This window comes from Pseudomonas sp. 05L36 (assembly GCF_056398125.1).
The window spans coordinates 1-26,834 of record NZ_JBFTOU010000011.1 but is presented as its reverse complement, the minus strand read 5'-3'; the positions used below and the strand labels follow the sequence as shown (position 1 = coordinate 26,834).

General features: G+C 60.2%; 24 protein-coding genes. 14 read left to right on the top strand and 10 right to left on the bottom strand.

Features of this window, described 5'->3' with window-relative positions; genetic code table 11:
- Window positions 1-255: 255 nt before the first annotated feature.
- The 4 genes from AC1DKH_RS14155 to AC1DKH_RS14140 all read right to left on the bottom strand — a co-directional run bounded on the left by AC1DKH_RS14155 (window position 256) and on the right by AC1DKH_RS14140 (window position 6,013).
- Complete coding sequence (locus AC1DKH_RS14155; RefSeq protein ID WP_477763770.1) at window positions 256-927, bottom strand: DsbA family protein; 672 nt, start codon at window positions 925-927, stop codon at window positions 256-258.
- 336 nt (window positions 928-1,263) lie between these two features.
- Window positions 1,264-1,476, bottom strand: coding sequence for a hypothetical protein (locus AC1DKH_RS14150; protein ID WP_477753836.1), 213 nt, complete (start codon window positions 1,474-1,476; stop codon window positions 1,264-1,266).
- A 242-nt stretch (window positions 1,477-1,718) separates the two neighbouring features.
- A complete protein-coding gene (gene aguA / locus AC1DKH_RS14145) occupies window positions 1,719-2,825 on the bottom strand; it encodes an agmatine deiminase (RefSeq protein WP_477763771.1) in 1,107 nt (368 codons plus the stop codon).
- A gap of 275 nt (window positions 2,826-3,100) precedes the next feature.
- Window positions 3,101-6,013, bottom strand: coding sequence for an aminotransferase (locus AC1DKH_RS14140; protein ID WP_477798465.1), 2,913 nt, complete (start codon window positions 6,011-6,013; stop codon window positions 3,101-3,103).
- Between the two features lie 176 nt (window positions 6,014-6,189).
- On the opposite strand from AC1DKH_RS14140, the gene rfbC reads away from it, so the two are divergent.
- The 4 genes from rfbC to AC1DKH_RS14120 all read left to right on the top strand — a co-directional run bounded on the left by rfbC (window position 6,190) and on the right by AC1DKH_RS14120 (window position 10,525).
- On the top strand, window positions 6,190-6,735 hold the full coding sequence (gene rfbC, locus AC1DKH_RS14135; RefSeq protein ID WP_320401895.1) for a dTDP-4-dehydrorhamnose 3,5-epimerase: 546 nt from the start codon (window positions 6,190-6,192) through the stop codon (window positions 6,733-6,735).
- A 93-nt stretch (window positions 6,736-6,828) separates the two neighbouring features.
- Window positions 6,829-8,637 (top strand): sensor histidine kinase, encoded by a 1,809-nt coding sequence (locus tag AC1DKH_RS14130; protein ID WP_477798464.1) that lies wholly within the window; start codon window positions 6,829-6,831, stop codon window positions 8,635-8,637.
- Complete coding sequence (locus tag AC1DKH_RS14125) at window positions 8,634-10,028, top strand: sigma-54-dependent transcriptional regulator (RefSeq protein WP_477759702.1); 1,395 nt, start codon at window positions 8,634-8,636, stop codon at window positions 10,026-10,028. Before AC1DKH_RS14130 ends, AC1DKH_RS14125 begins: the two co-directional genes overlap by 4 nt.
- A 41-nt stretch (window positions 10,029-10,069) precedes the next feature.
- Complete coding sequence (locus AC1DKH_RS14120; RefSeq protein ID WP_477753842.1) at window positions 10,070-10,525, top strand: YiiD C-terminal domain-containing protein; 456 nt, start codon at window positions 10,070-10,072, stop codon at window positions 10,523-10,525.
- A 139-nt stretch (window positions 10,526-10,664) separates the two neighbouring features.
- On the opposite strand, the gene cysQ is transcribed toward AC1DKH_RS14120, so the two are convergent.
- Window positions 10,665-11,492, bottom strand: coding sequence for a 3'(2'),5'-bisphosphate nucleotidase CysQ (cysQ, locus tag AC1DKH_RS14115; RefSeq protein ID WP_477798463.1), 828 nt, complete (start codon window positions 11,490-11,492; stop codon window positions 10,665-10,667).
- Complete coding sequence (gene nudE / locus AC1DKH_RS14110) at window positions 11,489-12,055, bottom strand: ADP compounds hydrolase NudE (protein ID WP_477798462.1); 567 nt, start codon at window positions 12,053-12,055, stop codon at window positions 11,489-11,491. The genes cysQ and nudE overlap by 4 nt, the downstream gene beginning before the upstream one ends.
- 88 nt (window positions 12,056-12,143) lie before the next feature.
- Here nudE and yrfG point away from each other — a divergent pair, with 88 nt between their 5' ends.
- Window positions 12,144-12,806 (top strand): GMP/IMP nucleotidase, encoded by a 663-nt coding sequence (gene yrfG, locus AC1DKH_RS14105; protein WP_150755608.1) that lies wholly within the window; start codon window positions 12,144-12,146, stop codon window positions 12,804-12,806.
- 110 nt (window positions 12,807-12,916) lie between these two features.
- Here the strand turns inward: yrfG and lysM are convergent, their stop codons facing one another.
- The gene (lysM, locus tag AC1DKH_RS14100) at window positions 12,917-13,357 is read right to left on the bottom strand and encodes a peptidoglycan-binding protein LysM (protein WP_046040810.1); all 441 of its coding nucleotides are present in this window, start codon (window positions 13,355-13,357) and stop codon (window positions 12,917-12,919) included.
- 128 nt (window positions 13,358-13,485) lie between these two features.
- Between lysM and AC1DKH_RS14095 the strand changes: the two genes are divergently transcribed.
- The 4 genes from AC1DKH_RS14095 to AC1DKH_RS14080 all read left to right on the top strand — a co-directional run bounded on the left by AC1DKH_RS14095 (window position 13,486) and on the right by AC1DKH_RS14080 (window position 18,490).
- Window positions 13,486-14,373 (top strand): LysR family transcriptional regulator, encoded by an 888-nt coding sequence (locus tag AC1DKH_RS14095; RefSeq protein ID WP_477753845.1) that lies wholly within the window; start codon window positions 13,486-13,488, stop codon window positions 14,371-14,373.
- Between the two features lie 92 nt (window positions 14,374-14,465).
- Window positions 14,466-15,305 carry a formate dehydrogenase accessory sulfurtransferase FdhD gene (fdhD, locus tag AC1DKH_RS14090; protein ID WP_108216149.1) on the top strand — a complete coding sequence of 280 codons (840 nt, stop codon included), beginning with the start codon at window positions 14,466-14,468 and terminating at the stop codon, window positions 15,303-15,305.
- Window positions 15,302-17,650 (top strand): FdhF/YdeP family oxidoreductase, encoded by a 2,349-nt coding sequence (locus AC1DKH_RS14085; RefSeq protein ID WP_477798461.1) that lies wholly within the window; start codon window positions 15,302-15,304, stop codon window positions 17,648-17,650. The genes fdhD and AC1DKH_RS14085 overlap by 4 nt, the downstream gene beginning before the upstream one ends.
- A 354-nt stretch (window positions 17,651-18,004) precedes the next feature.
- Entirely contained in the window at window positions 18,005-18,490 is a 486-nt protein-coding gene (locus tag AC1DKH_RS14080) for a glycine zipper domain-containing protein (protein ID WP_477798460.1), read from the top strand.
- Between the two features lie 68 nt (window positions 18,491-18,558).
- Here AC1DKH_RS14080 and AC1DKH_RS14075 read toward each other — a convergent pair whose 3' ends face one another.
- The 3 genes from AC1DKH_RS14075 to AC1DKH_RS14065 all read right to left on the bottom strand — a co-directional run bounded on the left by AC1DKH_RS14075 (window position 18,559) and on the right by AC1DKH_RS14065 (window position 22,466).
- Window positions 18,559-18,993 carry an acyl-CoA thioesterase gene (locus tag AC1DKH_RS14075; RefSeq protein ID WP_477753848.1) on the bottom strand — a complete coding sequence of 145 codons (435 nt, stop codon included), beginning with the start codon at window positions 18,991-18,993 and terminating at the stop codon, window positions 18,559-18,561.
- A gap of 79 nt (window positions 18,994-19,072) precedes the next feature.
- Window positions 19,073-20,299 carry a 3-hydroxyacyl-CoA dehydrogenase gene (locus tag AC1DKH_RS14070; protein WP_477798459.1) on the bottom strand — a complete coding sequence of 409 codons (1,227 nt, stop codon included), beginning with the start codon at window positions 20,297-20,299 and terminating at the stop codon, window positions 19,073-19,075.
- 232 nt (window positions 20,300-20,531) lie between these two features.
- A complete protein-coding gene (locus tag AC1DKH_RS14065) occupies window positions 20,532-22,466 on the bottom strand; it encodes a RecQ family ATP-dependent DNA helicase (protein ID WP_477798458.1) in 1,935 nt (644 codons plus the stop codon).
- 267 nt (window positions 22,467-22,733) lie between these two features.
- Here AC1DKH_RS14065 and AC1DKH_RS14060 point away from each other — a divergent pair, with 267 nt between their 5' ends.
- The 5 genes from AC1DKH_RS14060 (at window position 22,734) to AC1DKH_RS14040 (ending at window position 26,309) form a co-directional block, all read left to right on the top strand.
- Window positions 22,734-23,798, top strand: coding sequence for a S8 family peptidase (locus tag AC1DKH_RS14060; RefSeq protein ID WP_477798517.1), 1,065 nt, complete (start codon window positions 22,734-22,736; stop codon window positions 23,796-23,798).
- 252 nt (window positions 23,799-24,050) lie between these two features.
- Window positions 24,051-24,341, top strand: a complete 291-nt coding sequence (locus AC1DKH_RS14055) for a hypothetical protein (RefSeq protein ID WP_477798457.1) — start codon at window positions 24,051-24,053, stop codon at window positions 24,339-24,341.
- Between the two features lie 339 nt (window positions 24,342-24,680).
- Window positions 24,681-24,902, top strand: a complete 222-nt coding sequence (locus AC1DKH_RS14050) for a tautomerase family protein (protein WP_007972813.1) — start codon at window positions 24,681-24,683, stop codon at window positions 24,900-24,902.
- Window positions 24,899-25,555 (top strand): DsbA family oxidoreductase, encoded by a 657-nt coding sequence (locus AC1DKH_RS14045; protein WP_477753852.1) that lies wholly within the window; start codon window positions 24,899-24,901, stop codon window positions 25,553-25,555. The genes AC1DKH_RS14050 and AC1DKH_RS14045 overlap by 4 nt, the downstream gene beginning before the upstream one ends.
- Before the next feature lie 43 nt (window positions 25,556-25,598).
- On the top strand, window positions 25,599-26,309 hold the full coding sequence (locus AC1DKH_RS14040) for an SDR family NAD(P)-dependent oxidoreductase (protein WP_218429619.1): 711 nt from the start codon (window positions 25,599-25,601) through the stop codon (window positions 26,307-26,309).
- Window positions 26,310-26,834 lie beyond the last annotated feature (525 nt).

The window sequence follows — 26,834 nt, the reverse complement described above, 5'->3', positions numbered from 1 at the left end:
CTTTTCCTTATTTCCGGTTGATACGCGCTGTGTCGAACTCCCGAAACGGCGCTATCGCGCTCTTTTTTCATGACGAAAACAAAAAGGCCCGCCCACGATTTCTCGCGGCGGGCCTTTTTATAATTTTTGATCGTGGCGGTCGGCCACAGGCGTTGGGCCGAATCGTAGCTGCGCCCTCAACGATGTGTCAATTTCATGAATCTTCTAAAAACAGGTGAAAACCGTCTAAGAAATGCCTTTACGCGGCAGGAATATTCAATCACTGCAGCCATCGAGGCCACAGGCTGCTATGGAAATGGATGATCCCTGATCGGGTAGCGACTGACTCAACCACTGCGCAAATGCCTGGGGTTTGCCCAGCCATGGCCCGATATCGATCAGGGTGAATTGGTCATTGTGCTCAAGCGCCAGGGTCGGAAAGCCCTGCCCGCCGACCTTGGCCAAAAGAGCCCGGCTGTTCCTGATATGGCCTTCGGTGTCAGCCGCCCTGAAGGTTTTTTCGAAGGCTTCGCGGTCCAGCCCCATGCCGTGGGCAAGTTCAAACAGTACCGACTCATCGGCGATGCGACGCCCCTCCACGTAGTGAGCACTTTGCAAACGCCCCAACAACTCCAGCCCGCGACCTCCCATTTGCTCGGCCGCCAGCACCGCAGCGATGGGTGGAGCCGAGTCGAACACAGCGCTGTGATCACGCAGCAAACCTTCGAAATAGGCTTCACCGAACGGCTGCCCGCTGTATTCGGCGATACGCCGGTCATGGGGTATGACGTAACTGCGCAGTTGTGGCGAAACCTTTTGCCGATTGGCCCCCGTCATCATGCCGCCGCCGTGGGCAATCACGGGCAGCACAGCCTGGGCGGCCTGCACCAGCGGTTTGGCGCCGTAGCACCAACCGCACAACGGGTCGTAGATGTAGTGGAGGATCATGGCAAGGCTCCGGCAAAAATCGATGCCGGCAGATTAGTCCTGAGTTCATGACTGAAAAACACCGGAACGGCTTTCAGTCTGTTTCAGGAATCGGTCGAATGCTCCCGCAGGAACGAGCTGGGCGCCGCGTAGCCTGGGGGACCGTGACCTGAACACCGCAAAACTTGTAGGAGCTGGCTTGCCAGCGAAGAGGTTTGCACATTCAACATTGATGGTGAATGACAGATGGCCTTCGCTGGCAAGCCAGCTCCTACAGTCGTTCATGCAAAACACGCACAAAAAAAAGCGCTGCCATCCCGGCAGCGCTTTTTCTTGTTCAATCCGTTGTTGTTCTTCTTATCCTTCCATTACATCCCACAACGCATCCAGTTCCGCCTCGCTGAATAAACCAGCAGGGTAACGCTCGATCATCGTCCGGCGCGGATCAGCTTCACTGATCTGACGCATTCCATTGGACTTGAACCAGTGCGCCAGGATCTGGAGCGATTCGCTGTTTACTGCCAGGGGATGCAACGCCTTTTCGCCCATAACATTCACTTCGGCGTTCATTTCAGCGCTCTCTCCCGGTTTGTGAGCGGCTAACTTATCCAAGGTTTATGACAGAACATCGAAGTCCTCCCCACCCCGAGTACAACAGCAGGGATACAAGAGCTGTGCCAAGGTTTCTGAAGTGTGGCCAAGCGGATACAAAAAAGCCCGCAGGCCTGTAGGGCCGCGGGCTCCGTGCAACGCTGGTGGCTAATCGACAGCCTGAGGGATTTCGCAATCAACTCAAGCTGTTACGACCTCACTCACTCCTTGTGCGGCGCGGGTTGTTGCTGGGTAAGGCAGTGAATATTGCCACCCCCCAGTAACAGTTCGCGGCCAGGCACCATCACTACTTCATGCTGCGGGAACAGGTTCTGCAAGATTTCCTTTGCCGGGCCATCCTGCGGGTCGTCAAAGCTCGGCGCGATGATGCCGCCGTTGACGATCAGGAAGTTCACGTAGGAACCGGCCAGACGAACCGTCGGGTTACGCTCCTGAGTACCATCCACTGGATCGACACCGGCGCACTCTTCTTCAGTCGCAAACAGCGGACCCGGGATCGGCATCTTGTGCACCGTGAATGGGCGGCCCTTGGCGTCGGTGCTGCTTTGCAGCACTTTCATCGCCGCCTGGCAGCGCGGGTAGTTAGGGTCCTGTGGATCATCGGTCCAGGCCAGCAGCACTTCACCCGGACGCACGTAGCAGCAGAAGTTATCCACATGGCCGTCGGTTTCGTCGTTGAACAAGCCATCCGGTAGCCAGATGATTTTATCCACAGCCAGGTTCGCACTCAGGACCGCTTCGATTTCCGCGCGATTCATGTGCGGGTTGCGATTGCGGTTGAGCAGGCATTCTTCGGTGGTGATCAGCGTGCCTTCACCGTCGACGTGAATCGAGCCGCCTTCCAGCACGAAGCCTTCGGTGCGGTAACGCGGGCTGCGCTCGATCTCGAGGATCTTGCCGCCGACCTGCGAGTCGCGGTTCCACGGCGAATACAGGCCGCCGTCGAAGCCGCCCCAGGCGTTGAAGTCCCAGTTCACGCCACGGACTTCGCCACTGTTGTTGATGACGAAGGTCGGACCGGAGTCTCGGACCCAGGCGTCGTCGCTGGACATTTCCACCACACGGATATTCGGCACGTCCAGACGGGCACGGGCGTTTTCGTACTGGCCGGCGGAAACCGCCACAGTCACCGGTTCGAAACGGGCGATGGCCTTGGCCACTGCCACATGAGCGGATTGTGCCGGTTTGCCACCCAGGCGCCAGTTGTCCGGGCGCTCGGGCCAGATCATCCAGGTCTGGGTTTGGGGTGCCCATTCGGCTGGCATGTAGAAGCCGTCGGCGCGAGGGGTGCTGTTCAACGTGGTCATGGCTCAGGACTCCGGAGTGGCATTGATGCCTGACAGAAATGGAAGCGCATTGGTACACGCCGTGGACTGTGCCACTTTATATCCGATAAATATCGGCTTTTAAAGCAACTTACATCCATAGTTACAAAAACAATCGATAAAAAGCCGATATCAATCGAACTACCACAGCAGTGCCCTGTAGGAGTGAGCCTGCTCGCGATTAGGCCATATCAGTCACCATTTTTTTGACCGGAAGACCGCTATCGCGAGCAGGCTCGCTCCTACAGGGGATGTGTTTACAGGCCTTCTTCGAGCACCTTCGACAGCATGTTCACGAAGAAATCCACGCTCTGGCGCGAAGTGACCATCGGCGGCTTGATCTTGAGGATGTTCAGGTAATCGCCGGTCGGCTGCATGAAGATCCCCAGTTCACGCAAGCGATCGCACAGCGCGGTGGTTTCTTCGGTGGCCGGCTCCAGGGTTTCGCGATTGCGGATCAACTCGACGCCCAGGTAGAAACCGGAACCGTGCACCGCGCCCACTAACGGATGAATATCGATCAACGCTTCGAGGCGCTTCTTGAAGTGCCCGCCGACGACCTGGGCGTTTTCCCAGAGTTTTTCCTCTTCCATTACATCCAGCACCGCCATGCCGACCTGGCAACTGACCGGGCTGCCGCCAGCAGAGGAGAAGAAGTAACCCTCGGCCTCCAGCGCTTCGGCGATTTCCCGACGGGTGATGACCGCGCCCAGTGGCTGACCGTTGCCCATGCCCTTGGCCATGGTGATGATATCCGGCACCACGCCCTGTTCTTCAAAGCCCCAGAAGAAATCGCCCATGCGCCCGTAGCCCACCTGCACTTCGTCGGCGATGCACACGCCGCCCCGCGCCCGGACCATGGCATAGACTTGTTTCAAATAGTCCGGTGGCAGCGAGATGCCGCCGGCATTGCCATACACCGGCTCGCAAATGAAACCGGCCAATTGGCGATTCTGCTTGGCGATTTTCGCCAGGTTGTGTTCGACGCTACGCACATAATCCAGCGCGCTGTCGGGGCCACGGAATTCACCGCGATAGGTGTTTGGCGCGGTCACCGGGTGCACCCAGTCCGGGCGACTGCTCAAGGCCTTGGGGTTGTCGGCGATCGAGGTCGACACCGAGTCGGCCCCCACCGTCCAGCCGTGATAAGCCTCCAGCACGCTGAGCATGTCGCGACCGCCGCTGTAGGCCCACGCCAGTCGAATCGCCAGGTCGTTGGCCTCGCTACCGCTGTTGACCAGGAACACGCGGTCCATGCCGTCAGGGGACAGCTTCAGCAAACGTTCGGAGAACTCGGCCACGGCCGCGTAGTTGAAGCGCGAGTTGGTATTGAGCAACGACCACTGGCGACTGGCAACCGCCGCCATGCGCGGGTGACCGTGGCCCAATACCGCAACGTTGTTGAGCATGTCGAGGTAGGAACGACCCTGCATGTCAATCAAATGGTTGCGCCAGCCGCGCTCGATGCGCGGCGGGTCGACGTAATAATGTTTTTGCGTACGGGCGAAACTGGCGTCGCGCCGGGCCAGCAACGTCGCTCCGTCGAGCTCAGCTTCGGCGTCACACGCCAGCCCCAGCAACGCTGCCGGTGATGGACACAACGCTTGCCAGGCTGCCGCGCGCGAAGGCGTACAGAACAGCGGCGCATTGATCGACGCGCCACGGCACAACTGCACGATCAATGGCCCGCTGACCGAGCCCAGTACCTGGCCTTTGACCAGTGCTGCGCCGCTGTGCAGCGACGGCGTGACGCCCCAAAGCCGCACACTCAATTGCGGGCCGTCCAGTTGCAGCACGCCCGCCGATGGGTGATGCACCACCCCGGCAAACGGCGCTTCGACCGCCGTGCCCAGCGGCACACGCAACTCGACGTGCAACGGGCAAGTGTCCGGTTCAGCGGCGCTGTCCGGGCGGGTGTGGGACAAGCGGTATTGTCCGTAGCGACTGGCCGCCAGGCCATGTGCCGCAGCGGCTTCATCCAGCAGGCGCTGATCGACACGCTCCTGCTCCCAGTTCCCGGCCTCGAAATGCGGGCTGAGCACACCCAGGTCGATCAGCGTGAACTCACGCCCCACCAGGCTTGGCAACAGCGGCGCGAAGCCTTCGCTGCCGATGGTGGGCAGGTTCTGGCCGACGGCGGTGAGGATCGCCGCTTCCATCAACGCCAATGGCACCGACGTGGCCACACGGAAGATTTCCCATTCATGGACCAGGTTATCGCGGCTGTAGGCATTGCCCGGATCGATGCTGACCTGCTGTTCGCCGCTGAGCACCAACACCGCCGCGCGGGCGACGATCAGCGGCCACAGCGCCAGCAATTCTTCGTGTTGCAACGGATTGACCGCGTGATAGGCCTGTACCGCCGGCAAAATGCAGAACGGATCGCCCTCGCCATGATGCAGCAGCGCGGCGCAGGTCACCGACAGATCAGTAATGCGCCAGGTGCGCACCAGGTCGCCGAAATCGATCACGCCCTGCAGCTGCCAATGGCGCTGCGCATCGCGCTGCCACACCAGGTTGTCGTCGGTGATATCCATGTGAATGGCCTGCACCGGCAGCTTGTCTTGCAGTGGCTGCAAATGCCGCTCGGCTTGCCCGGACGCTTCGACGATCAGTTTGCGCTGGGCCTCATCCTTGATCACCGGCAGCAAATGCGCGATCAGGGCGTGAGCATGGCGGGCGTCCCATTGCAGGGTTCGCACCAGCCCCGGATGGTCGAAGTCCGCCAGGGCCAGGTCCATTTCACCGCACAGGCGACCGAAGCCGGACACCACCGTCGGGTTGAAATGGCCGAGGCTCGTCAGCGGCTGGCCTTCGATGTAATCGAGCAGGCGAACGTGGACCGCCTGGCCACCCATGTCCAGAGACAGAAGTTCTGCACCGTTTTTCGCCGGGATAACACGCGGCACATGCACATCGGGGTGCTCCCCCAAGTGCCCGAGCCCGGCGTGCTGTGCTTGAAGCTCAATTACCGAATAGTCGCCACGGCAGATTTTCAGGACGAAACGTCCCTGCTCGCTGTCGACGCGGTAGTTCAGGTCTTGCTGGCTGCCAAGGGCCTGCAACCTGCCGCTGAACCCGTAATGTTCTTCCAGCAGCGCTCGCGCTTGATCCGCAGACACCTGCGGGCTGGGCAAACTGGCGCGATGAATCAACGTGGCGAGCGGCATACAACGACCCCTGAAATTTTATTAGGCGCCTATATCGCCACTGGTTCGGGCGATACGCAACCCCCCGGAAGCGGCATGGGGGCATTTGTGGGGGCGGGCTTTGTTCTGGTGCTCGCCTCGGTCGGCGCTTTGCGCAAGAATGGCGGCCATTCAACACACACTGCTGGAGAGCCACCATGAATGTAGTGACCACTGATCTGCCCGGTGTTCTGATCCTCGAACCCAAGGTCTTTGGCGACGAACGTGGTTTCTTCTACGAGAGTTTCAACGCCCGGGCCTTCAAAGAGGCCACCGGACTGGACACTGAATTCGTTCAAGACAATCACTCCCGTTCGCAGAAGGGCGTGCTGCGCGGCCTGCATTACCAACTGGAAAATACCCAGGGAAAACTGGTTCGCGTCACGGTCGGTGAAGTGCTGGACGTCGCCGTAGACATCCGTCGCAGCTCACCGCACTTCGGCAAATGGGTCGCAGTGCGACTGTCTTCCGACAACCATCGTCAGCTCTGGGTCCCGGAAGGTTTCGCCCACGGGTTCGTCGTATTGAGCGAGTTTGCCGAGTTCCTTTACAAAACCACCGATTACTACACGCCCTCCGCCGAGCGCAGCATTCGCTGGGACGACCCGGACCTGGCCATCGACTGGCAACTGCAAGGCACGCCGCAGTTGTCGGCGAAAGATCAGGCCGGGGTATTTTTCAAGGACGCTGACGTCTTTGCCTGAAAGGCCGGCTGAAGCTCGCCTATCAAGATGCACCTGACCCAAGGCGGGCAAGCCTAGGCATAATGCGCCTGTACCCACAGGCGCATGCTGCTCATGAAACCGACTCTCCCTCCCAGACCCCGTTGGCGCAGCCTGGCCCTGCTGGCACTGTGCCTGGCGCCGTTGCTGTGGCCGCTGGAACATCTCGCCGAGCGTTACTACCGTAGCGAGCTGGCCAGTCAGAATCGTCAGACCCTCGATCTCTACGTCGCCAACCTGCTGGGTACCCTGCATCGCTATGAAGTGTTGCCACAGATCCTCGGCGACCTGCCGGCCTTGCGCGCCGTGCTCGGTGCGCCGGACGATGGCGTCACCCAAGGCAACGCCAACCACCTGCTGAAAAATATTGCCACCCAGACCGGCGCCGAAGTCATGTACCTGATGGACGCCAATGGCAAGACCCTGGCCGCCTCCAACTGGGACAAGCACGACAGTTTCGTCGGGCGCAATTTTTCCTTCCGGCCGTATTTCAGCGAAGCCATGGCCGGGCGGCTCGGGCGCTTTTTCGGCCTGGGCACCACCTCCGCCAAGCGCGGTTACTTCTTCGCCGCTGGCGTGCGTGATGGCGATAAAATCGTCGGCGTGCTGGTGGTCAAGGTCGACCTCGACCACACCGAAAGCCTCTGGGGCAAAACCCCGGAACAACTGCTGCTGACCGACCACAATGGCGTGGTCATTCTCACCTCGCGACCGGAGTGGCGATTCCGCTCGACCCGCCCGTTGAACGAGGAAGAAAGCAAGGCCATCACCGCGATTCAACCCTATCCAACCCGCGAGCCAAAACCGCTGAAATTCAATCCCAATGCCTGGCTGACCCAGACCCAGCAGATCGCCGAAACCGGCTGGGACGTCAGCATCCTCGCCCCGCGCACCTTGATCGACCGTCCGGTGCGCACGGTGGTGGCCATCGGTGGTGCAACCTTGCTGGTGTTGATGTTGCTGCTCGGCCTGATGATGCAGCGCCGCCGCCATTACCTCGAACGCATCGCTTTCGAAGCCAAGGCCCGGCACGAGCTGGAAGGTCGGGTCGCCGAGCGCACCAGCGATCTCGAAGGCCTGAACCGGCGCCTGAAACAGGAAGTGCTGGAGCGCGAACAAGCCCAGCAGGAACTGGTACGCGCCCAGGATGATCTGGTACAGGCCGGCAAATTGTCGGCACTGGGCACCATGTCGGCGAGCATCAGCCACGAACTCAATCAGCCGCTGGCAGCGATTCGCAGCTACGCGGAAAACGCCGAGGTGCTGCTCGATCACCAGCGCACCGACGATGCCCGCGGCAATCTCAAGCTGATCAGCGAATTGACCGGTCGCATGGCCTCGATCATCGCCCACTTGCGCGCCTTTGCCCGGCGCGACCGGCATGCCCCGGAAAGCGTCGCCCTGCAACCGGCGCTGGACGATGCCCTGGCCTTGTTGGCCAAGCGTCGACGCAGCATGGAAGTCGAGCTGATCCGTGACTTGCCGGCCGCCACCCTGTGGGTTGAGGCCGGGGAAACCCGCCTGCGCCAGGTACTCGGCAATCTGCTGGCCAACGCCCTGGATGCCCTGACGGAAAAAGGCCCGCCACGTAAACTCTGGCTAAGTGCCCAATCCACGGCCGATGGCGTCAACCTGTACATTCGCGACAACGGCCCCGGCTTTTGCATGGAAGCCCTTGGGCGCGCCAGCGAGCCGTTCTACACCACCAAGACCCGAACCCAGGGCCTCGGTTTGGGGCTGGCGATTTGCGAAACCCTGATGCGCGCCTTCGGCGGTGAACTGTCGTTCGCCAATCACAAGGAGGGCGGCGCCCTGATTACCCTGAAGCTGCGCGCAGGCGCACCGGGCGTGAGCCTGCAACCGTCCGAGGACCGAAGTGCATGACCATCGACAACCGCATTCAGGTCGTGTTGATCGACGACGATCCCCACTTGCGCCAGGCCCTGAGCCAAACGCTGGATCTGGCGGGCCTGAAAATCCTGCCGCTGGCCGAAGCCAAGGGCCTGGCCGCGCAACTGGAGCGCGACTGGCCGGGTGTGGTGGTCAGTGATATCCGCATGCCCGGCATGGACGGTCTCGAACTGCTGACCGAACTGCACGCCCAGGACCCTGAGCTACCGGTGCTGCTGATCACCGGCCACGGCGATGTGCCGCTGGCCGTGCAGGCCATGCGCGCCGGGGCCTATGACTTTCTGGAAAAGCCCTTCGCCAGCGACGCCCTGCTCGACAGTGTGCGCCGGGCGCTGGCCCTGCGTCGGCTGGTGCTGGACAACCGCAGCCTGCGGCTGGCCTTGAGCGACCGCAACGAGCTGAGCGCCCGCCTGGTTGGCCACTCACCTTCGATGCTGCGCCTGCGCGAGCAGATCGGTGCATTGGCAGCGACCAAGGCCGATGTACTGATCCTCGGCGAAACCGGCGCTGGCAAAGAAGTCGTGGCCCGGGCGCTGCACGATTTATCAAGCCGTCGCAACGGTCCGTTCGTGGCGATCAACGCCGGTGCCCTGGCCGAATCAGTGGTCGAAAGCGAGCTGTTCGGCCACGAGCCCGGTGCCTTCACTGGTGCGCAGAAACGTCGCATCGGCAAGTTCGAGTTCGCCAATGGCGGCACGTTGTTCCTCGATGAAATCGAAAGCATGAGCCTGGATGTGCAGGTCAAATTGCTGCGCTTGCTGCAAGAACGGGTAGTCGAACGCCTGGGCGGCAATCAACTGATCCCGCTGGACATCCGCATCATCGCCGCCACCAAGGAAGACCTGCGCCAGGCGGCGGATCAAGGACGTTTCCGTGCCGACTTGTATTACCGCCTGAATGTCGCACCATTGCGGATTCCACCATTGCGCGAACGGGGCGAAGATGCGCTGATGCTGTTTCAGCATTTCGCCGATGAAGCCAGTGCCCGCCACGGCTTGCCGCCCCATGAACTGCAACCGGGACAACGTGCCTTGCTGCTGCGCCACACCTGGCCCGGCAACGTGCGCGAGCTGCAAAATGCGGCCGAGCGTTTTGCCCTCGGGTTGGAACTGGCCCTCGACAACAACACGCCGCAAGGCGGCGCTGGCAACAGGGTCGAAGCCGTCAGCGGCGGTTTGAGCGAGCAAGTGGAGAACTTCGAAAAAACCCTCATTGCCGCCGAACTGGCACGCTCGCACAGCTCCGTGCGCAGCGTCGCCGAAGCCCTCGGCATTCCGCGCAAGACCCTGCATGACAAACTGCGCAAGCACGGTCTGAGTTTCGCCGACAGTGGTGCCTCGGCCCACCCTGACGACCTCGACTGAGCTACCGTCCAATCATCCACTTCAAGCAAGAGGCCCCCTGAATGAGCCGCGACAGTCGACAACTGGAATCAGTCCTCCATCACGACATTCCCCTCACCCGGGACATGGGCCTCAAAGTGCTCGACTGGCATGACCAGCAACTGCGCCTGCACTTGCCACTGGAAGCCAACGTCAACCACAAGAGCACCATGTTCGGCGGCAGCCTGTATTGCGGCGCGGTCCTGGCCGGTTGGGGCTGGCTGCATCTGCGCCTCAAGGAAGAAGGCATTACCGACGGGCACATCGTGATTCAGGAAGGGCAGATCAGCTATCCGCTGCCAGTGACGGGCGATGCCAACGCCATTTGCCAGGCACCGGATCCGGTGATCTGGAAGAAATTCCTGACCACGTTCCAGCGATATAGCCGAGCGCGGTTGACGCTGCATACGCGGGTCGTCAATGAAGGCCATGATGAGGATGCGGTGAGGTTTGTCGGGCAGTACGTGCTGCACCGCTAAACCAGGACGACCGCAAAACCTGTGGGAGCGAGCTTGCTCGCGATGGGGTCGTCAAAGCCAACATTGTAGTTGCCTGACACACTGCCATCGCGAGCAAGCTCGCTCCCACAAAGATTTGCATCAGCGCGTGGGAACGATCTTATGCGCGAGCCAATTCCAGCAGCTTCTCCCGCCAGGCCGCCTTCGCCGGCAAAGCCAGAAAGAATGCGTTCAACAGCGACTCCCGCGCCGGATAGCTGAACGGCTCACCGCTCAACGCCAGCACCTCACCACCCGCGCCCTCCAGCACGCCTTGCGCTGCCGCCGTGTCCCACTGCGAAGTCGGTGCCAGACGCGGATAGCAATCCGCCGCCCCTTCGGCCAGCAGGCAAAACTTCAGCGAACTGCCGATATTGGCCAGTTGCAGCTCGCCAAGGATCGCGCTCAACCCCGCCAGCAAATGCTCCTGCTCCGGGCTCGAATGACGACGGCTGGCCACCACGGTGAACGACTCGCCTGGCGCTAATGCATCACGCACCTTGATCACCACCGGTGTGCCACCTTTATCGCCGCGCCAGGCACCGAGGCCGGCGCCACCGACATAGAAACGACCGTTGGTCGGCATCGACACCACGCCGAACACCACTCGACCGTTTTCGATCAGGGCGATGTTGACGGTGAACTCTTCGCTGCCGCTGATGAACTCCTTGGTGCCATCCAGTGGATCGACCAGCCACCAGCGCTGCCATCCGGCCCGCACGCTTTGAGGGATGTTGGCGTCCTCTTCGGAGAGCACCGGGATGCTCGGATCAAGCGCCGTCAGCCCGGCCAGAATCAGGTGGTGTGCGGCCAGGTCAGCAGCGGTCACCGGCGAATCATCAGCCTTCGCCGTGACGGCCGTGCCCGTGCGCCAGAACGGCAGGATCGCCTCACCGGCCTGCAAGGCGAGCTCGATGACAGGTGCCATCAACGGATGCGGGAAGTTCATGGCTGGAACGCTCCGCGCTGAGTCAACAGGTCTCGGGCCAGGTACAGCGCCGCCAAGGCACGGCCTTCAGTAAAGTGGGGGTTTTGCGCCAGCGCCGAGAGTTCACGCAGATTGATCTTGTCCACCCGCATCGGCTCGGGCTCGTCGCCTTCCAGACGCTCTTCGTAGAGGTTGGTGGCCAGCACCACCTGAATCTTCTGGCTCATGTAACCGGGGGACAGCGACAGCTCGGTCAGGTGCTCCAGTTGCCGCGCGCCGAAACCAGCCTCTTCCTTGAGTTCGCGCTCGGCTGCTGCCAACACGTCTTCGCCCGGCTCGATCAAACCCTTGGGCAATGACATTTCATATTCATCCGTGCCGCCGCAATACTCCTCGACCAGTACCGCATGCTCGGCATCGAGCATCGCCACGATCATCACCGCGCCGTACCCGGCACCCTTGCCGACCAGGCGTTCATAGGTGCGCTCCACGCCGTTGGAAAAGCGCAACTTCAGCTCTTCCACGCAGAACAATCGACTGGTGGCGACAATTTCGCGGGCGAGTATGGTGGGTTTCTGGCGCATGCAAAGCTCCTTGGCGTGAACGCGCTACTATAACGCGGCTTTCCCGATTGTTTACGCCAGAAATCTTTCTACTACCCGAGACGTTGCCATGCCTTCATTACCCTGGTCCGACATCGATACCGTTCTGCTGGACATGGACGGCACGCTGCTGGACCTGCATTTCGACAACCACTTCTGGATGGAGCACCTGCCCCAGCGTTACGCCGAACTGCACGGGGTCAGCCGGGCCATGGCCGAGATGGAATTGCAGCCGTTGTTCGAACGCAATGCCGGCCAGTTGCAGTGGTACTGCCTGGACTTCTGGAGTGCCGAACTGAAGCTGTCGGTGCGCGACCTGAAACTGGAAACCGCGCACCTGATCGCCCTGCGCCCGGATGCCGACACCTTTCTGGCGGCGATCAAACGGGCCGGCAAGCGCGTGGTGCTGATCACCAATGCCCATCGGGATGCGCTGTCGTTGAAGCTGGAAAAAATCGAGCTGGCGCCGTACTTCGAGCGCTTGATCAGCTCCCATGACTACGGCTTCCCCAAGGAAAACCCGCAGTTCTGGGATGCGTTGCAAGCCGATATCGATTTCGATCCGGCGCGCAGCCTGTTCATCGACGACACCTTGCCGATCCTGCGCAGTGCGCGGGACTTTGGCGTGGCGCATTTGCTGGCTGTGCGTGAACCGGATAGCCGCAAGGGGCCGAAGGATACGGCGGAGTTTGCAGCGGTCGGGGATTATCGGGATTTGATTGCGGGGCTTTGATTGACCGTAGGAGCTGCCGCAGGCTGCGATCTTTTGATCCTGGCGGTATGAAACAAACGAAGATAAAGATCAAAAGATCGCAGCCTGCGGCAGCACCTACAGGCCTCGCATTACTCGGGAATCCGCAACGACTGTCCCGGATAGATCTTGTCCGGGTGCGACAACATCGGCTTATTGGCTTCGAAAATCTTGTTGTACTTGTTGGCATCGCCGTACACGCGCTTGGAAATCGCGCTGAGGGTGTCGCCCTTCACCACCGTGACGAATACCGCGGCAGCAACAACAGGCCCGGTCACAGTAATCTGATCATCCACGCTGCCAACCCCGGCGATATTGCCCACTGCCAGCAGGATCTTTTCCTTCTCTTCCTGACTCGCCACTTCACCGGTCACCGTGACCTTGTCGCCATCGACCGTCGCCTGCACATTCGGGTTGCCCAGGCCGACCTTGCTGATGTGTTCCTTCAACTGCTCACTGGCGTTGGCGTTGCCTGGCGTCAGCAAATCCAGCAGTTTTTCGCCTGCTTCCTTCACAAAGCTCAAAAGACTCATGGTGCACTCTCCTTGGGTTTGGGGTTCCAGACGCCAAAGCCTAGACCACGACCGTCACTTGCGAATCCAGCCCGACCAATGACCCTGCTTGCGATAGAATCGGCCTCTTCCCGCGCCCAGGAGCGAAGATGGACATCAAGCAGCTGAAATTCCTCATCGCGCTCGACGAAACCCGCCATTTCGGCCAGGCCGCCGCGCGCTGCCACATTACTCAACCGACACTATCGATGCGCCTGCGCAGCCTCGAAGAAGAACTCGACCTGCCGCTGGTCAATCGTGGTCAGCGCTTCGAAGGTTTTACGGCACCGGGCGAACGAGTGCTGGCCTGGGCGCGCACGGTGCTGGCGGCGTACGACGGCTTGTATGCCGAGGCGGCCGCCTGTCGCGGCAATCTGGTCGGCACCTTGCGTCTGGGCGTGGTGCCACTGTCGAGCTTCGATCCGCTGCCGCTGCTTCAACGCCTGCACGGGGAGCATCCGAACCTGCGCTTCGAGCTTTCGGCGCTGAGTTCGGAGCAAATACTCGAACAACTGGCGAACAATCGCCTGGACCTCGGTGTTTCCTACCTGGAGCGCCTGGACACCGAACATTTCGACTCCCTGGCCTTCAGCGAAACCCGCATGGGTCTGCTCTACGACCAACGCTTTTTCAGCTTTGGCGAGGCGCCGCTAAGCTGGGAATCATTGATCGAACTGCCACTGGGCATGCTCACCAGCGGCATGCACTTTCGCCAATCCATCGACCACAACTTCCACAGCCGCGGCCTCACCCCACAGCCGCTGTTGCAAACGGATGCCGTGCATCAACTTTTACAAACTGTGCACGGTGGCTTGTGCTGCGCCGTGATGCCGTTGGACGGAGGTCTGGAAGAGCTGACCGATCATCTGCGCCTGCAACCGATCGAAAACGCCCAGACCGTGGGCCGGCTGGGGCTGATCATGCGTCGCAGCGCGCCACGCTCGGCCTTGGCGGAGGCCTGTTTCGCGATTTATCGACAATCGTTGCCCAGTGCTTGATCGACAGTATCTATCGGTACATCAGTACTAACGATTAGACGTGACAAGTTGTCACGCCTAGTCTTAAAGCTGATCAAACCGTCGGTGATGCCATGAACACCAAGCGCCCAGTCTGCGCGGCGCCTGCCCTCGAAACGCCCGCGCCCGCCGCCAGCCAGACATACAGTTACAGCAACCTTGCAGACACGGAATCGACCAGCACCGCGCTGGCCGAGGAAGTCGCGTTGGCGATTGCCTACAACGGCATCAGCCAGGCCGTCATGCTGGTGACACCCACGGACCTCGAAGACTTCATTGTCGGTTTCAGCCTGGGCAGCGGGATCATCGAGGACGCCACTGATATTTATGACCTGCAACTGACCGGCTCTGGCTCGGCGCAATACGCGCAAGTGACCATCGCCAACCGCGCCTTCTGGAACCTCAAGCAGCAGCGTCGGCAACTGGCCGGCACCAGCGGTTGCGGGCTGTGCGGTGTGGAAGCAGTGGAGCAGGCACTCCCCGAGCTTCAGGTGTTGCCTGGCGCACCCTTGCCGCCTGCCGAATGGCTCGACGGCCTGCGCCAGCGCATCGGCGCGTTCCAGCCCCTTGGCCAGCACAGTGGTGCGGTACATGCCGCGGTGTTCATGAATGATCAGGGCGAGTTGCTGCTGGGTCGCGAAGACATCGGTCGGCACAACGCCCTCGACAAACTGATCGGCGGATTGATCCGCCAGAAGATCCCGACCGCTGGCGGGCTGGCGATCGTCACCAGCCGCTGCAGCCTCGAATTGATCCAGAAAGTCTTGCGCGCCGGCATCCAGACCCTGGTCAGCCTGTCGTCGCCCACGGGCCTTGCCGTGCAATGGGCCCGTCGCCACAACCTCAACCTCATCCATCTGCCACAGAAGAATGCACCGCGGGTCTACAGCCCAACGTTGGAGAAACAAGCGTGAGTCAACACCGTCAAGCCGACCAGACACCTGTCCCTCGCTACAAGCCCTACAAAGGCCCGGCCGGTGGTTGGGGCGCACTGATCAGCGTCGCACAGGCCTGGCTGAGCAGCGACAACGCGCTGAAAAACCTGCGCATGATGCTCAAGACCAACAAGAACGGCGGCTTCGACTGCCCTGGTTGCGCCTGGGGTGATTCTAAAGAAGGCGGCATGGTGATGTTCTGCGAGAACGGCGCCAAGGCGGTGAACTGGGAAGCGACCAAACGCCGGGTCGACGCCAGATTCTTCGCCAAACACAGCGTCACTTCGCTGCTGGAGCAAAGCGACTACTGGCTCGAATATCAGGGCCGCCTGACCGAGCCGATGAGCTACGACGCCGAAACCGACCGCTACAAGCCGATCAGCTGGGACGACGCGTTCGCGCTGATCGCCAAACACCTGAACGGCTTGTCGAGCCCGGATCAGGCAGAGTTCTACACCTCGGGTCGGGCCAGCAACGAAGCGGCTTTTCTCTATCAGCTGTTCGTGCGCGCCTATGGCACCAACAACTTCCCTGATTGCTCGAACATGTGTCACGAGGCCAGCGGTGTCGCGATGTCGCAAAGCGTCGGTGTCGGCAAAGGCACTGTGACCTTCGACGACTTCGAACACGCCGACGCTATTTTCGTCTGGGGCCAGAACCCCGGTACCAACCACCCGCGGATGCTCGAACCGCTGCGCGAAGCGGTGAAGCGCGGCGCTCAAGTGGTGTGCATCAACCCGCTCAAGGAGCGTGGCCTGGAACGTTTCCAGCACCCGCAGCACGCGATCGAAATGCTCACCAACGGCGACAGGCCAACCAACACCGCATTCTTCCGCCCGGCCCTGGGCGGCGACATGGCGATCATGCGCGGCATGGCGAAATTCCTCCTGCTGTGGGAGCGCGATGCGCAGAAAACCGGTGCACCGGCGGTGTTCGACCACGACTTCCTCAATGAACATAGCGCCAATGTGCTGGAGTACCTGGCGACCATCGACGAAACGCCGTGGGAGCAGATCGTCGAGCAGTCGGGCCTGACGCTGGTGGAGATCGAACAAGCGGCGCGCATGTACGCCAAGGGCAAGAACGTCATCATGTGCTGGGCCATGGGCATCACCCAGCACCGGCATTCGGTGGCGACCATCCAGGAAATCGCCAACCTGATGCTGCTGCGCGGCAACGTCGGCCGGCCCGGTGCCGGTTTATGTCCGGTGCGTGGTCACAGCAACGTGCAGGGCGACCGCACCATGGGCATCAACGAGTGTCCGCCAGTGGCGTTCCTCGATGCCTTGGAGCGTCGCTTCCAGTTCAAGGTGCCGCGCCACAACGGCCACAACGTGGTCGAGGCGATTCATGCGATGGCTGAAGGCCGGGCGAAAGTCTTTATCGGTCTGGGCGGCAATTTCGCCCAAGCCACGCCGGACAGCCCACGCACGTTCCAGGCCCTGCAGAACTGCGACCTGACCGTGCAGATCAGCACCAAGCTCAACCGCAGCCATTTGACCCACGGCAAGGATGCGCTGATCCTGCCGTGCCTGGGCCGCACCGACATCGATATCCAGACCGAAGGCCCGCAAGCGGTGACTGTCGAAGATTCGTTCAGCATGGTCCACGCCTCCAATGGTCAACTGCAGCCGCTGTCGAACCAGATGCGTTCGGAACCGGCGATCCTGGCCGGCATCGCTGCCGCGACCCTGGGCAGCCACCCGGTGGACTGGAATTGGCTGGTGGCCGATTACCGTCGTATCCGTGACCTGATTGCCGAGACCATTCCAGGCTTCAAGGACTTCAACGAGAAGGTCAGGAATCCGGGCGGTTTCTACCTGGGCAACAGTGCCGGTGCGCGCAAGTGGAACACTGCATCGGGCCGGGCCAATTTCAAGCCAAACAGCCTGCCCGAGGATCTGGTGCACGAACGTACCCGCGCCACCGGGGTGCTGCCGGATCTGATCATGCAATCGATGCGTTCCCACGATCAGTACAACACCACGATCTATGGTCTCAACGACCGTTATCGCGGCGTGAAGGGACAGCGCGATGTGTTGTTCGTCAACGAAGCCGACATCATCCGCCTGGGCTTCAAGCCGGGGCAGAAGGCGGACATCGTTTCGCTTTGGGACGATGGTGTTGAACGTCGGGTAAAAGGCTTCACGCTGCTGGCGTTTGATATCCCGGCCGGGCAAGCGGCGGCCTACTATCCGGAAGTGAACCCGTTGGTGCCGCTGGAAAGCATCGGCGATGGCAGCCATACGCCAACATCGAAGTTTGTGGCGATCCGGTTGGAAGCGGCGAGTGAGACCGGGTTGATCATGGCCAGGTCTGCGTAATGTGTTGTCTGAACTGGCCCCATCGCGAGCAAGCTCGCTCCCACAGGTTTTTTCTGTTGTTCACAAAATCTGCGTTCGACTGAAATCCCTGTGGGAGCGAGCTTGCTCGCGATGAGGCCAGATCACTCAACGAGCCTTCCGGATCCAACACATTTCTTTCGCCCACAAAAAAGGCCGCTTTCTCATGAAGACGGCCTTTGCGAAGTAGTAAAAGACCGGCAAAAAAACGTTAAGTTCCGCCCGAAAAACAGTAACTTGCAATATTGTATACAGGTCGTGTTATTCGTCGGATTTCGATTGTCACGCCCATTCCAGAGCCTCAGGATCGCGCCGTCATCCCCTTGAGGTTCCTCCATGAAGTTCTCCTCGATTCTCTTGTTGTCCCTTGGCCTGGTCAGCGGTATCGCGTCTGCTGGCGGCACCACCGAAGCCGGTGTAGGCGGCGCATTGGGCGGGGTTCTAGGCTCGGTCGTCGGTCAGTCGTTAGGCGGCAGTACAGGTTCCACCATCGGCGCAGCCCTGGGTGGCGCGGGTGGTAGCGCCGTCGGCGCAAACAAACACAGCCGTGGCGAAGCAGCCCTTGGCGGTGCGTTGGGCGCAGCAGGCGGTAACGTGGTCGGCCGCAGCATGGGCGGCACCAGCGGCAGCCTGATCGGTGCCGCAGCAGGCGGCGGTGCCGGTGGTGCGCTGGGTAACTACATGGGCAAAGAGTACGATGATGAAGGCGGCGGTCGTCGTTCGTATCGTGACCATGACGATCGTCGTTACTACCGTGACGGCCACCGTCACCGCGGTCATGCCTATGGCCACCACAAGCATCGCTGGCACGACGACGACTAAGGCATCCATCGCCTCGCTATAACTGGTACATCAAAAATCGCAGCCCAAGGGCTGCGATTTTTTTTGCCTTACTGAACCACCAGACACTCCAGCGCCCCGCGCAACCCGGCAGGAATCGCCACGGGTTGATTCGACGCACGATCGACAAACACATGCACGAAGCGCCCTGCCGCGCAGGCTTCGTCTTCCCCTTGCTTGAACACAGCCAGTTCGTATTGCACCGAGCTGTTGCCCAGCTTGCCCACCCGCAGACCGATCTCGATGCGGTCCGGGAAGGCAATGGATGCAAAGTAATCACAGGCCGAGCTCACCACGAACCCCACCACCTCACCGCCATGGATATCCAGGCCGCCGACTTCGATCAGGTAAGTGTTCACCGCCGTATCGAAGAAGCTGTAATAGGTAACGTTGTTGACGTGACCGTAGGCGTCATTGTCGTGCCAGCGGGTGGTGATGGGTTGGAAGTGCGGGTAGTCGGTGCGTTGGATTGCCGGGTTGGACATCAGTGTCAGTTCCTGGAGTGGGTTCTGCAGTCTAAGGTGAAACCGCGTCGCGATCATTCGCGAGCAGGCGCCACATGAATCACTTGTCTGCAAAGCCCTTGCCAGCCGCCGCCAGCTCACCAATCACCCGCGCCGGTTGCCAGTGATCGCCCTGACGCGTCTCAAGGTCCATCAAGCGCCGATGAATGTCCGCCAGTCCCTGCTGATCCGCCCAGGCCATCGGCCCGCCCTTGTCCGCCGGGAATCCGTAACCATTGAGGTAGACCAGATCGATGTCGTGAGCCGACCTGGCAATGCCCTCCTGAAGGATCTTCGCGCCTTCATTGACCAGTGCCAGCAAGCAGCGCTCGAGAATTTCTTCCGGGCTGATCTCGCGGCGCTGGAACCCCAACGCCTCACTGACGTGAAGCACCAGTGCGTCGACCTGCGGATCGTGTTCGGCCTGGCGACTGCCCGGCTCGTAGTGGTAATAGCCATTGCCACTCTTCTGGCCAAAGCGCTCCATTTCGCACAGTCGGTTATCCACCTGAACCTCTGGAGCGTCCTGCCCGACACCGGACAGTTGCCGGGCGCGCCACTGCAGGTCGACACCCACCACGTCGAACATGCGGAACGGCCCCATGGCGAAACCGAACCCTTGCAGCGCTGCGTCCACCTGGTAGGGATAAGCGCCTTCCAGCAGCATTTTTCGCGCTTCGAGCACGTAGGTATTGAGCATGCGGTTGCCAATGAAGCCGTCGCAATTGCCCGCCACCACACTGACCTTGCCCATGCGCTGGCCGAGCGCCAGTGCCGCGTCGAGAACTGCCGGTGCAGTCTGCGCGCCACGGACGATTTCCAGCAGCTTCATGATGTGCGCCGGACTGAAGAAGTGCAGGCCCAGGACCTGCTGCGGGCGACCCGTAATCGCAGCAATGGCGTCGATGTCCAGCGCCGAAGTATTGCTCGCCAGAATCGCTTCAGGTTTGAGCAGGCCATCGAGCTCGCGGAAGATTTTCTGTTTGAGCTCAAGATTTTCGTACACCGCTTCGATGACCAGGTCGACATCGCGGATGGCCGTATAACCCTCTGCCGCCGTAACGCGCGCCACACGGGCATCGGCTTCGCTCTGGTCAATGCGGCCCTGGCGCACGTTGTGGGCATAGGTGTCCGCCACGGTGACCAGCGCCTGCTCCAGCATCTGCGGGTTATTGTCGAGCCACTGCACGGCCACTCCGGCGTTGGCCAGGCACATGACAATGCCACGGCCCATGGTGCCCGCGCCGATGACGGCGGCGCGCTGAATATTCAACGGTGTCTGGCTCATGTTTTGTTCTCTTGTTGGCGATCCGAAGACAGTCATCACCATAGTCAGCCACTGGTTTTTTTTGAAATTTATTCCTGTGATGAGCAACATTCAGCGGATGGATGTAGCCCTTTGAATACACCGCAAATCCCTGTGGGAGCGAGCTTGCTCGCGATGGCGATTTGTCGGTCACCATCACTGTTGAATGTGCCGGCCTCATCGCGAGCAAGCTCGCTCCCACAGGGGATACGGTTCAGCCTGCCAGATGTTGCTCGGCCCACTCCCGCACCCCGGCATACGGATAATCTTCCAGCGCCGCAAACCCCGAAATCGTCCTTGCCTTGAGCTTGGTGAACAACGGCACACTGATCCCGCACAGAAACCGTGTCACGCGTTCAGCCGAGGGCACGTTGCCCGTGTGCTGCTCGTGCCTGTGGATAAAATCGCCACACAGCGTTTCGAAATTTTTATCCACAAGCGCCGGCAACTCCGGTGGTGCCGGTAGCCGCGCCACCTGTCCATGACACACCGAACAGTGTCCACATTGCTGCGGTGCATTGTGGTCACCGAAATATTCGGCCAGGCGATAACCCAGGCATCGGTCGGTAGCGAACAGATCCAGCATCGCGTGAATCCGCGCGACTTCGGTGTGCTCATGCCGAGTGAAATAGCCGTGCAGCTCCTCGCTCAACGCGACGTTGTCGAACCCGCTTTGCAGCACGCTGTAGACCTCGGTCATCTGCTTGCTTTCGAGCTCCACCCAACCCTTCTCCTGGAAGTAATCCAGCGCCTTGACCACCCGACTGCGCTCGGCCTGGTGCTGCTCGTACAACGCTTCGAAATTCACCGTGGCCCAGGTCCGGGCGCGGCTGGAAGTCTGGATGATCGCAGCGACAAAATCCCTGCGCTCGCCTTCGAAACGCGCCAATAGCGCCTCGGGCTCCAGCAAATACTTGAAACGGTACTCGGCGTAGTACGCATAGCGCGGGGCGATCAACCCGCGCAACTCGAGTTGCACCAGCAAGGTCTTGAGCGGCAACTGGCGAATATTGCTCTGATCGGCCAACGGTCCCAGCAGAAACTCCCACTGGCCTTCGGGTGCTGCGGCATGCATCTCGTCAAGCACGCAACGGATGCCATCCAGCTCGGGCGTGTCGCCGTAAACGAAATTCTCCAGCACGTTGAGGCTGTCGCGGTTGGCCAACACCAGGCAGTCCGACGGCTGCCCGTCGCGCCCGGCGCGGCCGATTTCCTGGCTGTAGTTTTCGATGGATTTTGGCAGGTCGAAATGCACCACGTTGCGGATGTCACTCTTGTCGATGCCCATGCCAAAGGCGATGGTGGCGACGATGCAATTGGACTGCCCGCCCATGAAGCGACGCTGGATCGCTTCCCGTTGCTCATGGGGCAACCCGGCGTGATAAGCCTCGGCCTGAATGCCATTGCGGTTCAGGTGTTCGGCGATGTGCTCGGCGGTTTTTTGCAAGGTGACATAGACGATGCCCGGCTGGTCCGGACGCTGGCTCATCCATTCGACCAGGCGCCTGCGCTTGTCCGCTCCGCGAACAGGCTCCACCAGCAAATTCAGGTTCGGGCGATAGAAACCGGTGGTCACTACATCCTCGGCGGCGATGGCGAATTTCGCCTGCATGTCGGCGATGACCTTGGGCGTCGCCGTTGCGGTCAGCAGCAGCACCTGCGGGATGTTGAACTGGCGTTGATAGTCAGGAAGCTTGAGGTAGTCCGGGCGAAAGTTATGACCCCATTCGGAAATGCAATGCGCCTCGTCCACCACCAGTAGCGAGATCGGCACCTGCTGCAGAAAATGCCGGAAGCGCTCGTTCTTCAGGCGCTCCACTGAGATCATCAGAATCTTCAACTCGCCGGACTTGGCACGGGCCATGACATCACTGGCGTCATCGCGGCTCTGGGCCGAATCGATACTGCCCGCCGAGATGCCGTGGCGCTGCAGGAACGCCAACTGATCCTGCATCAACGCCAGCAACGGCGAGACCACCAGCGTCAGGTGCGGCAGCAACAGCGCCGGCAATTGGTAGCAAAGGGATTTGCCGGAACCGGTGGGGAAAATCGCCGCCGCCGAACGCCCGGCCAGCACGGCACTGACGGCCGCCTCCTGACCGGGTCGAAATTGTGGATAACCGAAAACCTGTTCCAGGGTGTTGTGCATAAGCTGTCACTCCGTTGACCGCTGCAAAGCCAAAAGACTAGTCGGTGATCGCAGCGAATCGAGAAAAGGTCGGGGCATAAACGATACGGGATGATACAGCCTCAACACGCCCTGCTGACGCCACAGATCGAAACACACAGAGCACTTTGCCACCTGACGGCCCGTCTCCCCCCACAGGTATGGTTCACCCCCACACCCGTAACGCTGCGCGAAGTCTTCATGACAACAGGAGGCCTGATGTGCGCGGCCCCTGCCGAAGGACCGATCATGTTTCAACGAACTGTTTTTCCATTTGCTCTGTTGCTGCCAGTGCCGCTGCTGCTCAGTGGATGTCTGACCACGCCCGAAAAGCCCGCAATCAAACCGGGCACATTCGAAACAGCCGAGTATCACGCTCAAAAGGGGTTGGCGGTCATCCAGGCATCACGCCTGTACGCACGTGGCGGCACCGGCCAAGGCGTACCAGTCGCGTTGATTGACTCAGGCCTGAACGCCGAACTGCCAGAATTTCAAGGCAGGGTCCGCGACCCCGGTTTTGACTATGTCGAGAATCGTCCCGGTACCCATGATCGCGTTGGCCACGGCACTCAAATGGCCGGCATTCTGGCCGCCAACAAAGACGGCCGGGGTATGCACGGCGTTGCGTTCAACGCTCAACTGATCCCCTACCGTTTCGGTGACGACAACGAACCCTTCTTCTTCGACAGTGAGATTTCCCGCTCCTGGCAAGCCGGGTTCGATCTCGGTGCGCGCATATTCAACAACTCGTGGGCCAATGCCATTCCAGCAACGGAAATCACTGAAGCACGTTACAAACAGATCATGCCCGACTCGCTGACGAGCGCGCGAAAACTGGTTCAGCAAGGCGCGGTATTTGTGTTTCCGACCGGTAATGAACTCAAACGAGAGCCTCTTGCAGAGCCGGGTTTACCCCTTGCCATCCCTGAGTTGGAAAAGGGCTGGATCGCCGTAGTTGCATTGAAAAACGATGGTAGTGCCATCAATGGCAAATCTAACTATTGTGGTGTCGCCGCGGCCTGGTGCATCGCCGTTCCTGGTGGGGACTCAGGCGCAGACCAGGGATTGCTGACCACTGGCAAGGACGGCAAATACGTCCAGACTGCCGGTACGTCCCCCGCCGCCGCGTTGGTCAGTGGCGCGTTGGCGGCAGTCCAGAGCCTGTACCCAGAAATGAGTGCACAGCAAGTGCGCAACCACTTGCTTGAAACCGCAAACCGGACCGGTCTCTACGCCAACAGTGAAGCCTACGGCCGAGGATTGCTCGACCTTGATGCGGCGTCGCGACGTCCTCCCGCACCGGCAGTCGATTGAGTCCGGCCCATCGAGCACCCTACATATTTTTCTGCGCAGCTTTGTAGGAATCATTTCCTGTAGAAGCATTCTTCGATAAAACCCTGGGGGGTGCGTAGGAGCATTCCTCCCAAGGCAGTAAACGCCCTACAAAACCTGTCCATTGCGGCTGTATTGCTCTGCTTCGCCACACTCTTCATAGTTTTAGCGCGGCTGAAAATACTGTGGCGGCCTGCCGGATCACCTCCGATCTCTTACAGGACTGAGACATCAATGCCCTCGCTAAAGACATCTACCGAACGCTATCAGTCGCTTAAATCCAGCTACAGCGAAACCCCGGTGCTGGTCATCGATACCGAGGCCGACCCCATCGAGATCCTCGACGCGGCCCGACAACGCATCCGCGCCGCCAGCGACCTGCTCGAAACCCTTTATTGCACGTGTTTCAAACAGGCCGAAGCGAGCGACATCCCCAAGATCGTCAGCGCCCTGTACCTGCTGACCCAGGACGGCAACGACATGCTCGACATCGCCCGGCAACGCTTGCCGAAACTCACCGACTGAAGCACCACTACAATCCCCTGTAGGAGCTCGCTCGCGATGGTCGTCAACGATAACGCGTGTTTACGGGTTAAACGCAGCGCTCTCGGCTCCATCGTCGGAACGCCGCCCGGAGCAAGTTGTGCCGTCATTCGCACCGCGGACATTTATGTCCTCGCAGTGCATCGCCATGGCAGCTGTGTGCGGGACGCCTTCGGGCGAGCCGGGCGTTCTACAGCACTAATTACACCACGTAACGAATGAAGTTCCCGCTCCCACCTTTATCCCCTCCCGCCAACCCCATACATTCATCTCCAACGCCTCTCCCATCATCCCGACGGGAAGGTCACTGGAGTTTCCCTCATGCCTTTCGTAACCGTACGCATCACCCGCGATGGCGTTACCACTGAGCAGAAAGCTCAGGTGATTGCCGAAATCACTGAAACACTGGAACGCGTCCTCAACAAACGCCCTGACCTGACCCACATCGTGATCGAGGAAGTCGACACCGATAACTGGGGTTACGCCGGCATCACCACCACCCAGTACCGCAAGCAACTGGCCGAGGCAGAGGGGAAGTCATGACGTCCTCCGTCACCATCGATTTCATCTCCGATGTGGTGTGCCCCTGGTGCGCACTGGGGGCGACGGCGCTGGAGCAGGCGATCGAAAACGTGGCCGGGGAGGTCTCGGTCGAGCTGACCTACAAGCCGTTCGAGCTGAACCCGAACATGCCGGCCGAAGGTGAGCAAGCGGTCGAGCACCTGATGCGCAAGTACGGGAGAACCGCCGACGACATCGCCGCCGGTAAGGCCATGCAGATCGCTCGCGGCGAAGCCATCGGCTTCAAGTTCGATCTGGAGAAGCGCACGCACTTCTACAACACCTTCGATGCGCACCGTTTGTTGCTGTGGGCGTTGCAGGAAGGGCGGCAAGTCGAGCTGAAGAAGGTTTTGCTTCGGGGCTATTTCAGCGAAGGCCAGAACCCGAGTGATCACCAGGCGCTGGTGCGTCTGGCGGCTGAAGCGGGGCTGGATGGGGCAAGTGCACAAGAGGTGCTGACGTCCGGTGCGTTCGCCGATGAGGTTCGGGAACTTGAAACCTACTACCAGCAGCACGGCATCAACTCGGTCCCAGCCATGGTGCTGAACGGTCATCACCTGGTGTCCGGCTCGCAATCGGTCGAGTACTACGAACAGATGTTGAGACAAATGGCCAAGGCACCGGCCGAAGCCTGATTACAGATTTCTACCCCACTTTTAATTGTCAGAGGTATTCATCATGAGCAGTTCGAAAAAAGTCATCGTAATCACCGGCGCATCCCAAGGTCTCGGCGACGGTATGGTCAAAGCCTTCCGTGAACTCGGTTACCGGATCGTCGCCACATCGCGCTCGATCAAGCCGTCCACCGATCCGGACATTCACACAGTGGCCGGTGACATCGGCGAGCCGGAAACCGCCCAACGCGTCATCCGTGAAGCGATTTCCCGTTTCGGTCGCATCGACACCCTGGTCAACAACGCCGGGATCTTCATCGCCAAGCCGTTCACCGCGTACACCGCGGAGGACTACGCCAATGTGTTGTCGGTGAACGTCAACGGCTTCTTCTACATCACCCAACTCGCCATCGCCGAGATGGAAAAACAGGGCAGCGGCCACGTCGTCAACATCACCACCAGCCTGGTGGACCACGCCATCGACGGCGTGCCATCGGTACTGGCATCGCTGACCAAGGGCGGCCTCAACGCGGCAACCAAATCCCTGGCCATCGAATACGCCAAGCGCGGGATTCGGGTAAACGCCGTCAGCCCGGGCATCATCAAGACCCCGATGCACGGCGAAGAAACCCACGCAGCATTGGGCAATCTGCACCCGGTCGGGCACATGGGCGAGATCGATGATATTGCACAAGCAGTCGTGTATCTGGACGGCGCCAAGTTCGTTACCGGCGAAATCCTGCATGTGGATGGTGGTCAGAGCGCGGGGCACTGAAAGCGCTTTTTTAAAGCTCGGAAACAACAAAGCCTCTGCATTTCTGTAGGGGCTTTGTTTTGTATGGTGCGGCACCAGACGAACGGTATGTTTCGGCGGGGCTAGGTTTTTCGGGTGTCTGGAGTTCGTTGGAAAATTCGGCGTACCCCAACTAGTAACTATTAATAAATCAGCTGGTTATGGTGTTCGGTGGAATCGAACTCGGGACTTTTAAGATGTCACCACGCTGTCGGTCTGCAAGTAAACCATTCAGAGCCGCATACGGAATGGTAAACCTCCTGAGATCGAACGTTGTCGATCATCCCCTCCGTAGAAAATAGAGCTACCCGTGGCGACAGGCAGCAGACGGCCGATTGTGTTGAAAAAGCCGGCTTCGTGTCGGCGCTGATTGAAAACTGACCCACCCTGCCGATTGAAAATTGACCCAGGGCGGATTGCTGATTTTTGCATCAGCAATTGTGGATAAGCTTAGCAGTCGTGTCCCGGTGGAAGAGGCATTAAGCCCCACCGCATGTGGGCATGCGG

Excerpts from the sequence above, each read along its gene's own strand:
- AC1DKH_RS14155 (WP_477763770.1), bottom strand. The coding sequence starts at position 927 with ATGATCCTCCACTACATCTACGACCCGTTGTGCGGTTGGTGCTACGGC.
- AC1DKH_RS14130 (WP_477798464.1), top strand. The coding sequence starts at position 6,829 with ATGAAACCGACTCTCCCTCCCAGACCCCGTTGGCGCAGCCTGGCCCTG.
- AC1DKH_RS14060 (WP_477798517.1), top strand. The coding sequence starts at position 22,734 with ATGTTTCAACGAACTGTTTTTCCATTTGCTCTGTTGCTGCCAGTGCCG.
- AC1DKH_RS14150 (WP_477753836.1), bottom strand. The coding sequence starts at position 1,476 with ATGAACGCCGAAGTGAATGTTATGGGCGAAAAGGCGTTGCATCCCCTG.
- rfbC (WP_320401895.1), top strand. The coding sequence starts at position 6,190 with ATGAATGTAGTGACCACTGATCTGCCCGGTGTTCTGATCCTCGAACCC.
- lysM (WP_046040810.1), bottom strand. The coding sequence starts at position 13,357 with ATGAGTCTTTTGAGCTTTGTGAAGGAAGCAGGCGAAAAACTGCTGGAT.
- nudE (WP_477798462.1), bottom strand. The coding sequence starts at position 12,055 with ATGCGCCAGAAACCCACCATACTCGCCCGCGAAATTGTCGCCACCAGT.
- AC1DKH_RS14050 (WP_007972813.1), top strand. The coding sequence starts at position 24,681 with ATGCCTTTCGTAACCGTACGCATCACCCGCGATGGCGTTACCACTGAG.
- AC1DKH_RS14120 (WP_477753842.1), top strand. The coding sequence starts at position 10,070 with ATGAGCCGCGACAGTCGACAACTGGAATCAGTCCTCCATCACGACATT.
- aguA (WP_477763771.1), bottom strand. The coding sequence starts at position 2,825 with ATGACCACGTTGAACAGCACCCCTCGCGCCGACGGCTTCTACATGCCA.
- AC1DKH_RS14125 (WP_477759702.1), top strand. The coding sequence starts at position 8,634 with ATGACCATCGACAACCGCATTCAGGTCGTGTTGATCGACGACGATCCC.
- AC1DKH_RS14075 (WP_477753848.1), bottom strand. The coding sequence starts at position 18,993 with ATGTCCAACCCGGCAATCCAACGCACCGACTACCCGCACTTCCAACCC.
- AC1DKH_RS14065 (WP_477798458.1), bottom strand. The coding sequence starts at position 22,466 with ATGCACAACACCCTGGAACAGGTTTTCGGTTATCCACAATTTCGACCC.
- AC1DKH_RS14040 (WP_218429619.1), top strand. The coding sequence starts at position 25,599 with ATGAGCAGTTCGAAAAAAGTCATCGTAATCACCGGCGCATCCCAAGGT.
- AC1DKH_RS14080 (WP_477798460.1), top strand. The coding sequence starts at position 18,005 with ATGAAGTTCTCCTCGATTCTCTTGTTGTCCCTTGGCCTGGTCAGCGGT.
- AC1DKH_RS14140 (WP_477798465.1), bottom strand. The coding sequence starts at position 6,013 with ATGCCGCTCGCCACGTTGATTCATCGCGCCAGTTTGCCCAGCCCGCAG.
- AC1DKH_RS14070 (WP_477798459.1), bottom strand. The coding sequence starts at position 20,299 with ATGAGCCAGACACCGTTGAATATTCAGCGCGCCGCCGTCATCGGCGCG.
- fdhD (WP_108216149.1), top strand. The coding sequence starts at position 14,466 with ATGAACACCAAGCGCCCAGTCTGCGCGGCGCCTGCCCTCGAAACGCCC.
- yrfG (WP_150755608.1), top strand. The coding sequence starts at position 12,144 with ATGCCTTCATTACCCTGGTCCGACATCGATACCGTTCTGCTGGACATG.
- AC1DKH_RS14045 (WP_477753852.1), top strand. The coding sequence starts at position 24,899 with ATGACGTCCTCCGTCACCATCGATTTCATCTCCGATGTGGTGTGCCCC.
- AC1DKH_RS14095 (WP_477753845.1), top strand. The coding sequence starts at position 13,486 with ATGGACATCAAGCAGCTGAAATTCCTCATCGCGCTCGACGAAACCCGC.
- cysQ (WP_477798463.1), bottom strand. The coding sequence starts at position 11,492 with ATGAACTTCCCGCATCCGTTGATGGCACCTGTCATCGAGCTCGCCTTG.
- AC1DKH_RS14055 (WP_477798457.1), top strand. The coding sequence starts at position 24,051 with ATGCCCTCGCTAAAGACATCTACCGAACGCTATCAGTCGCTTAAATCC.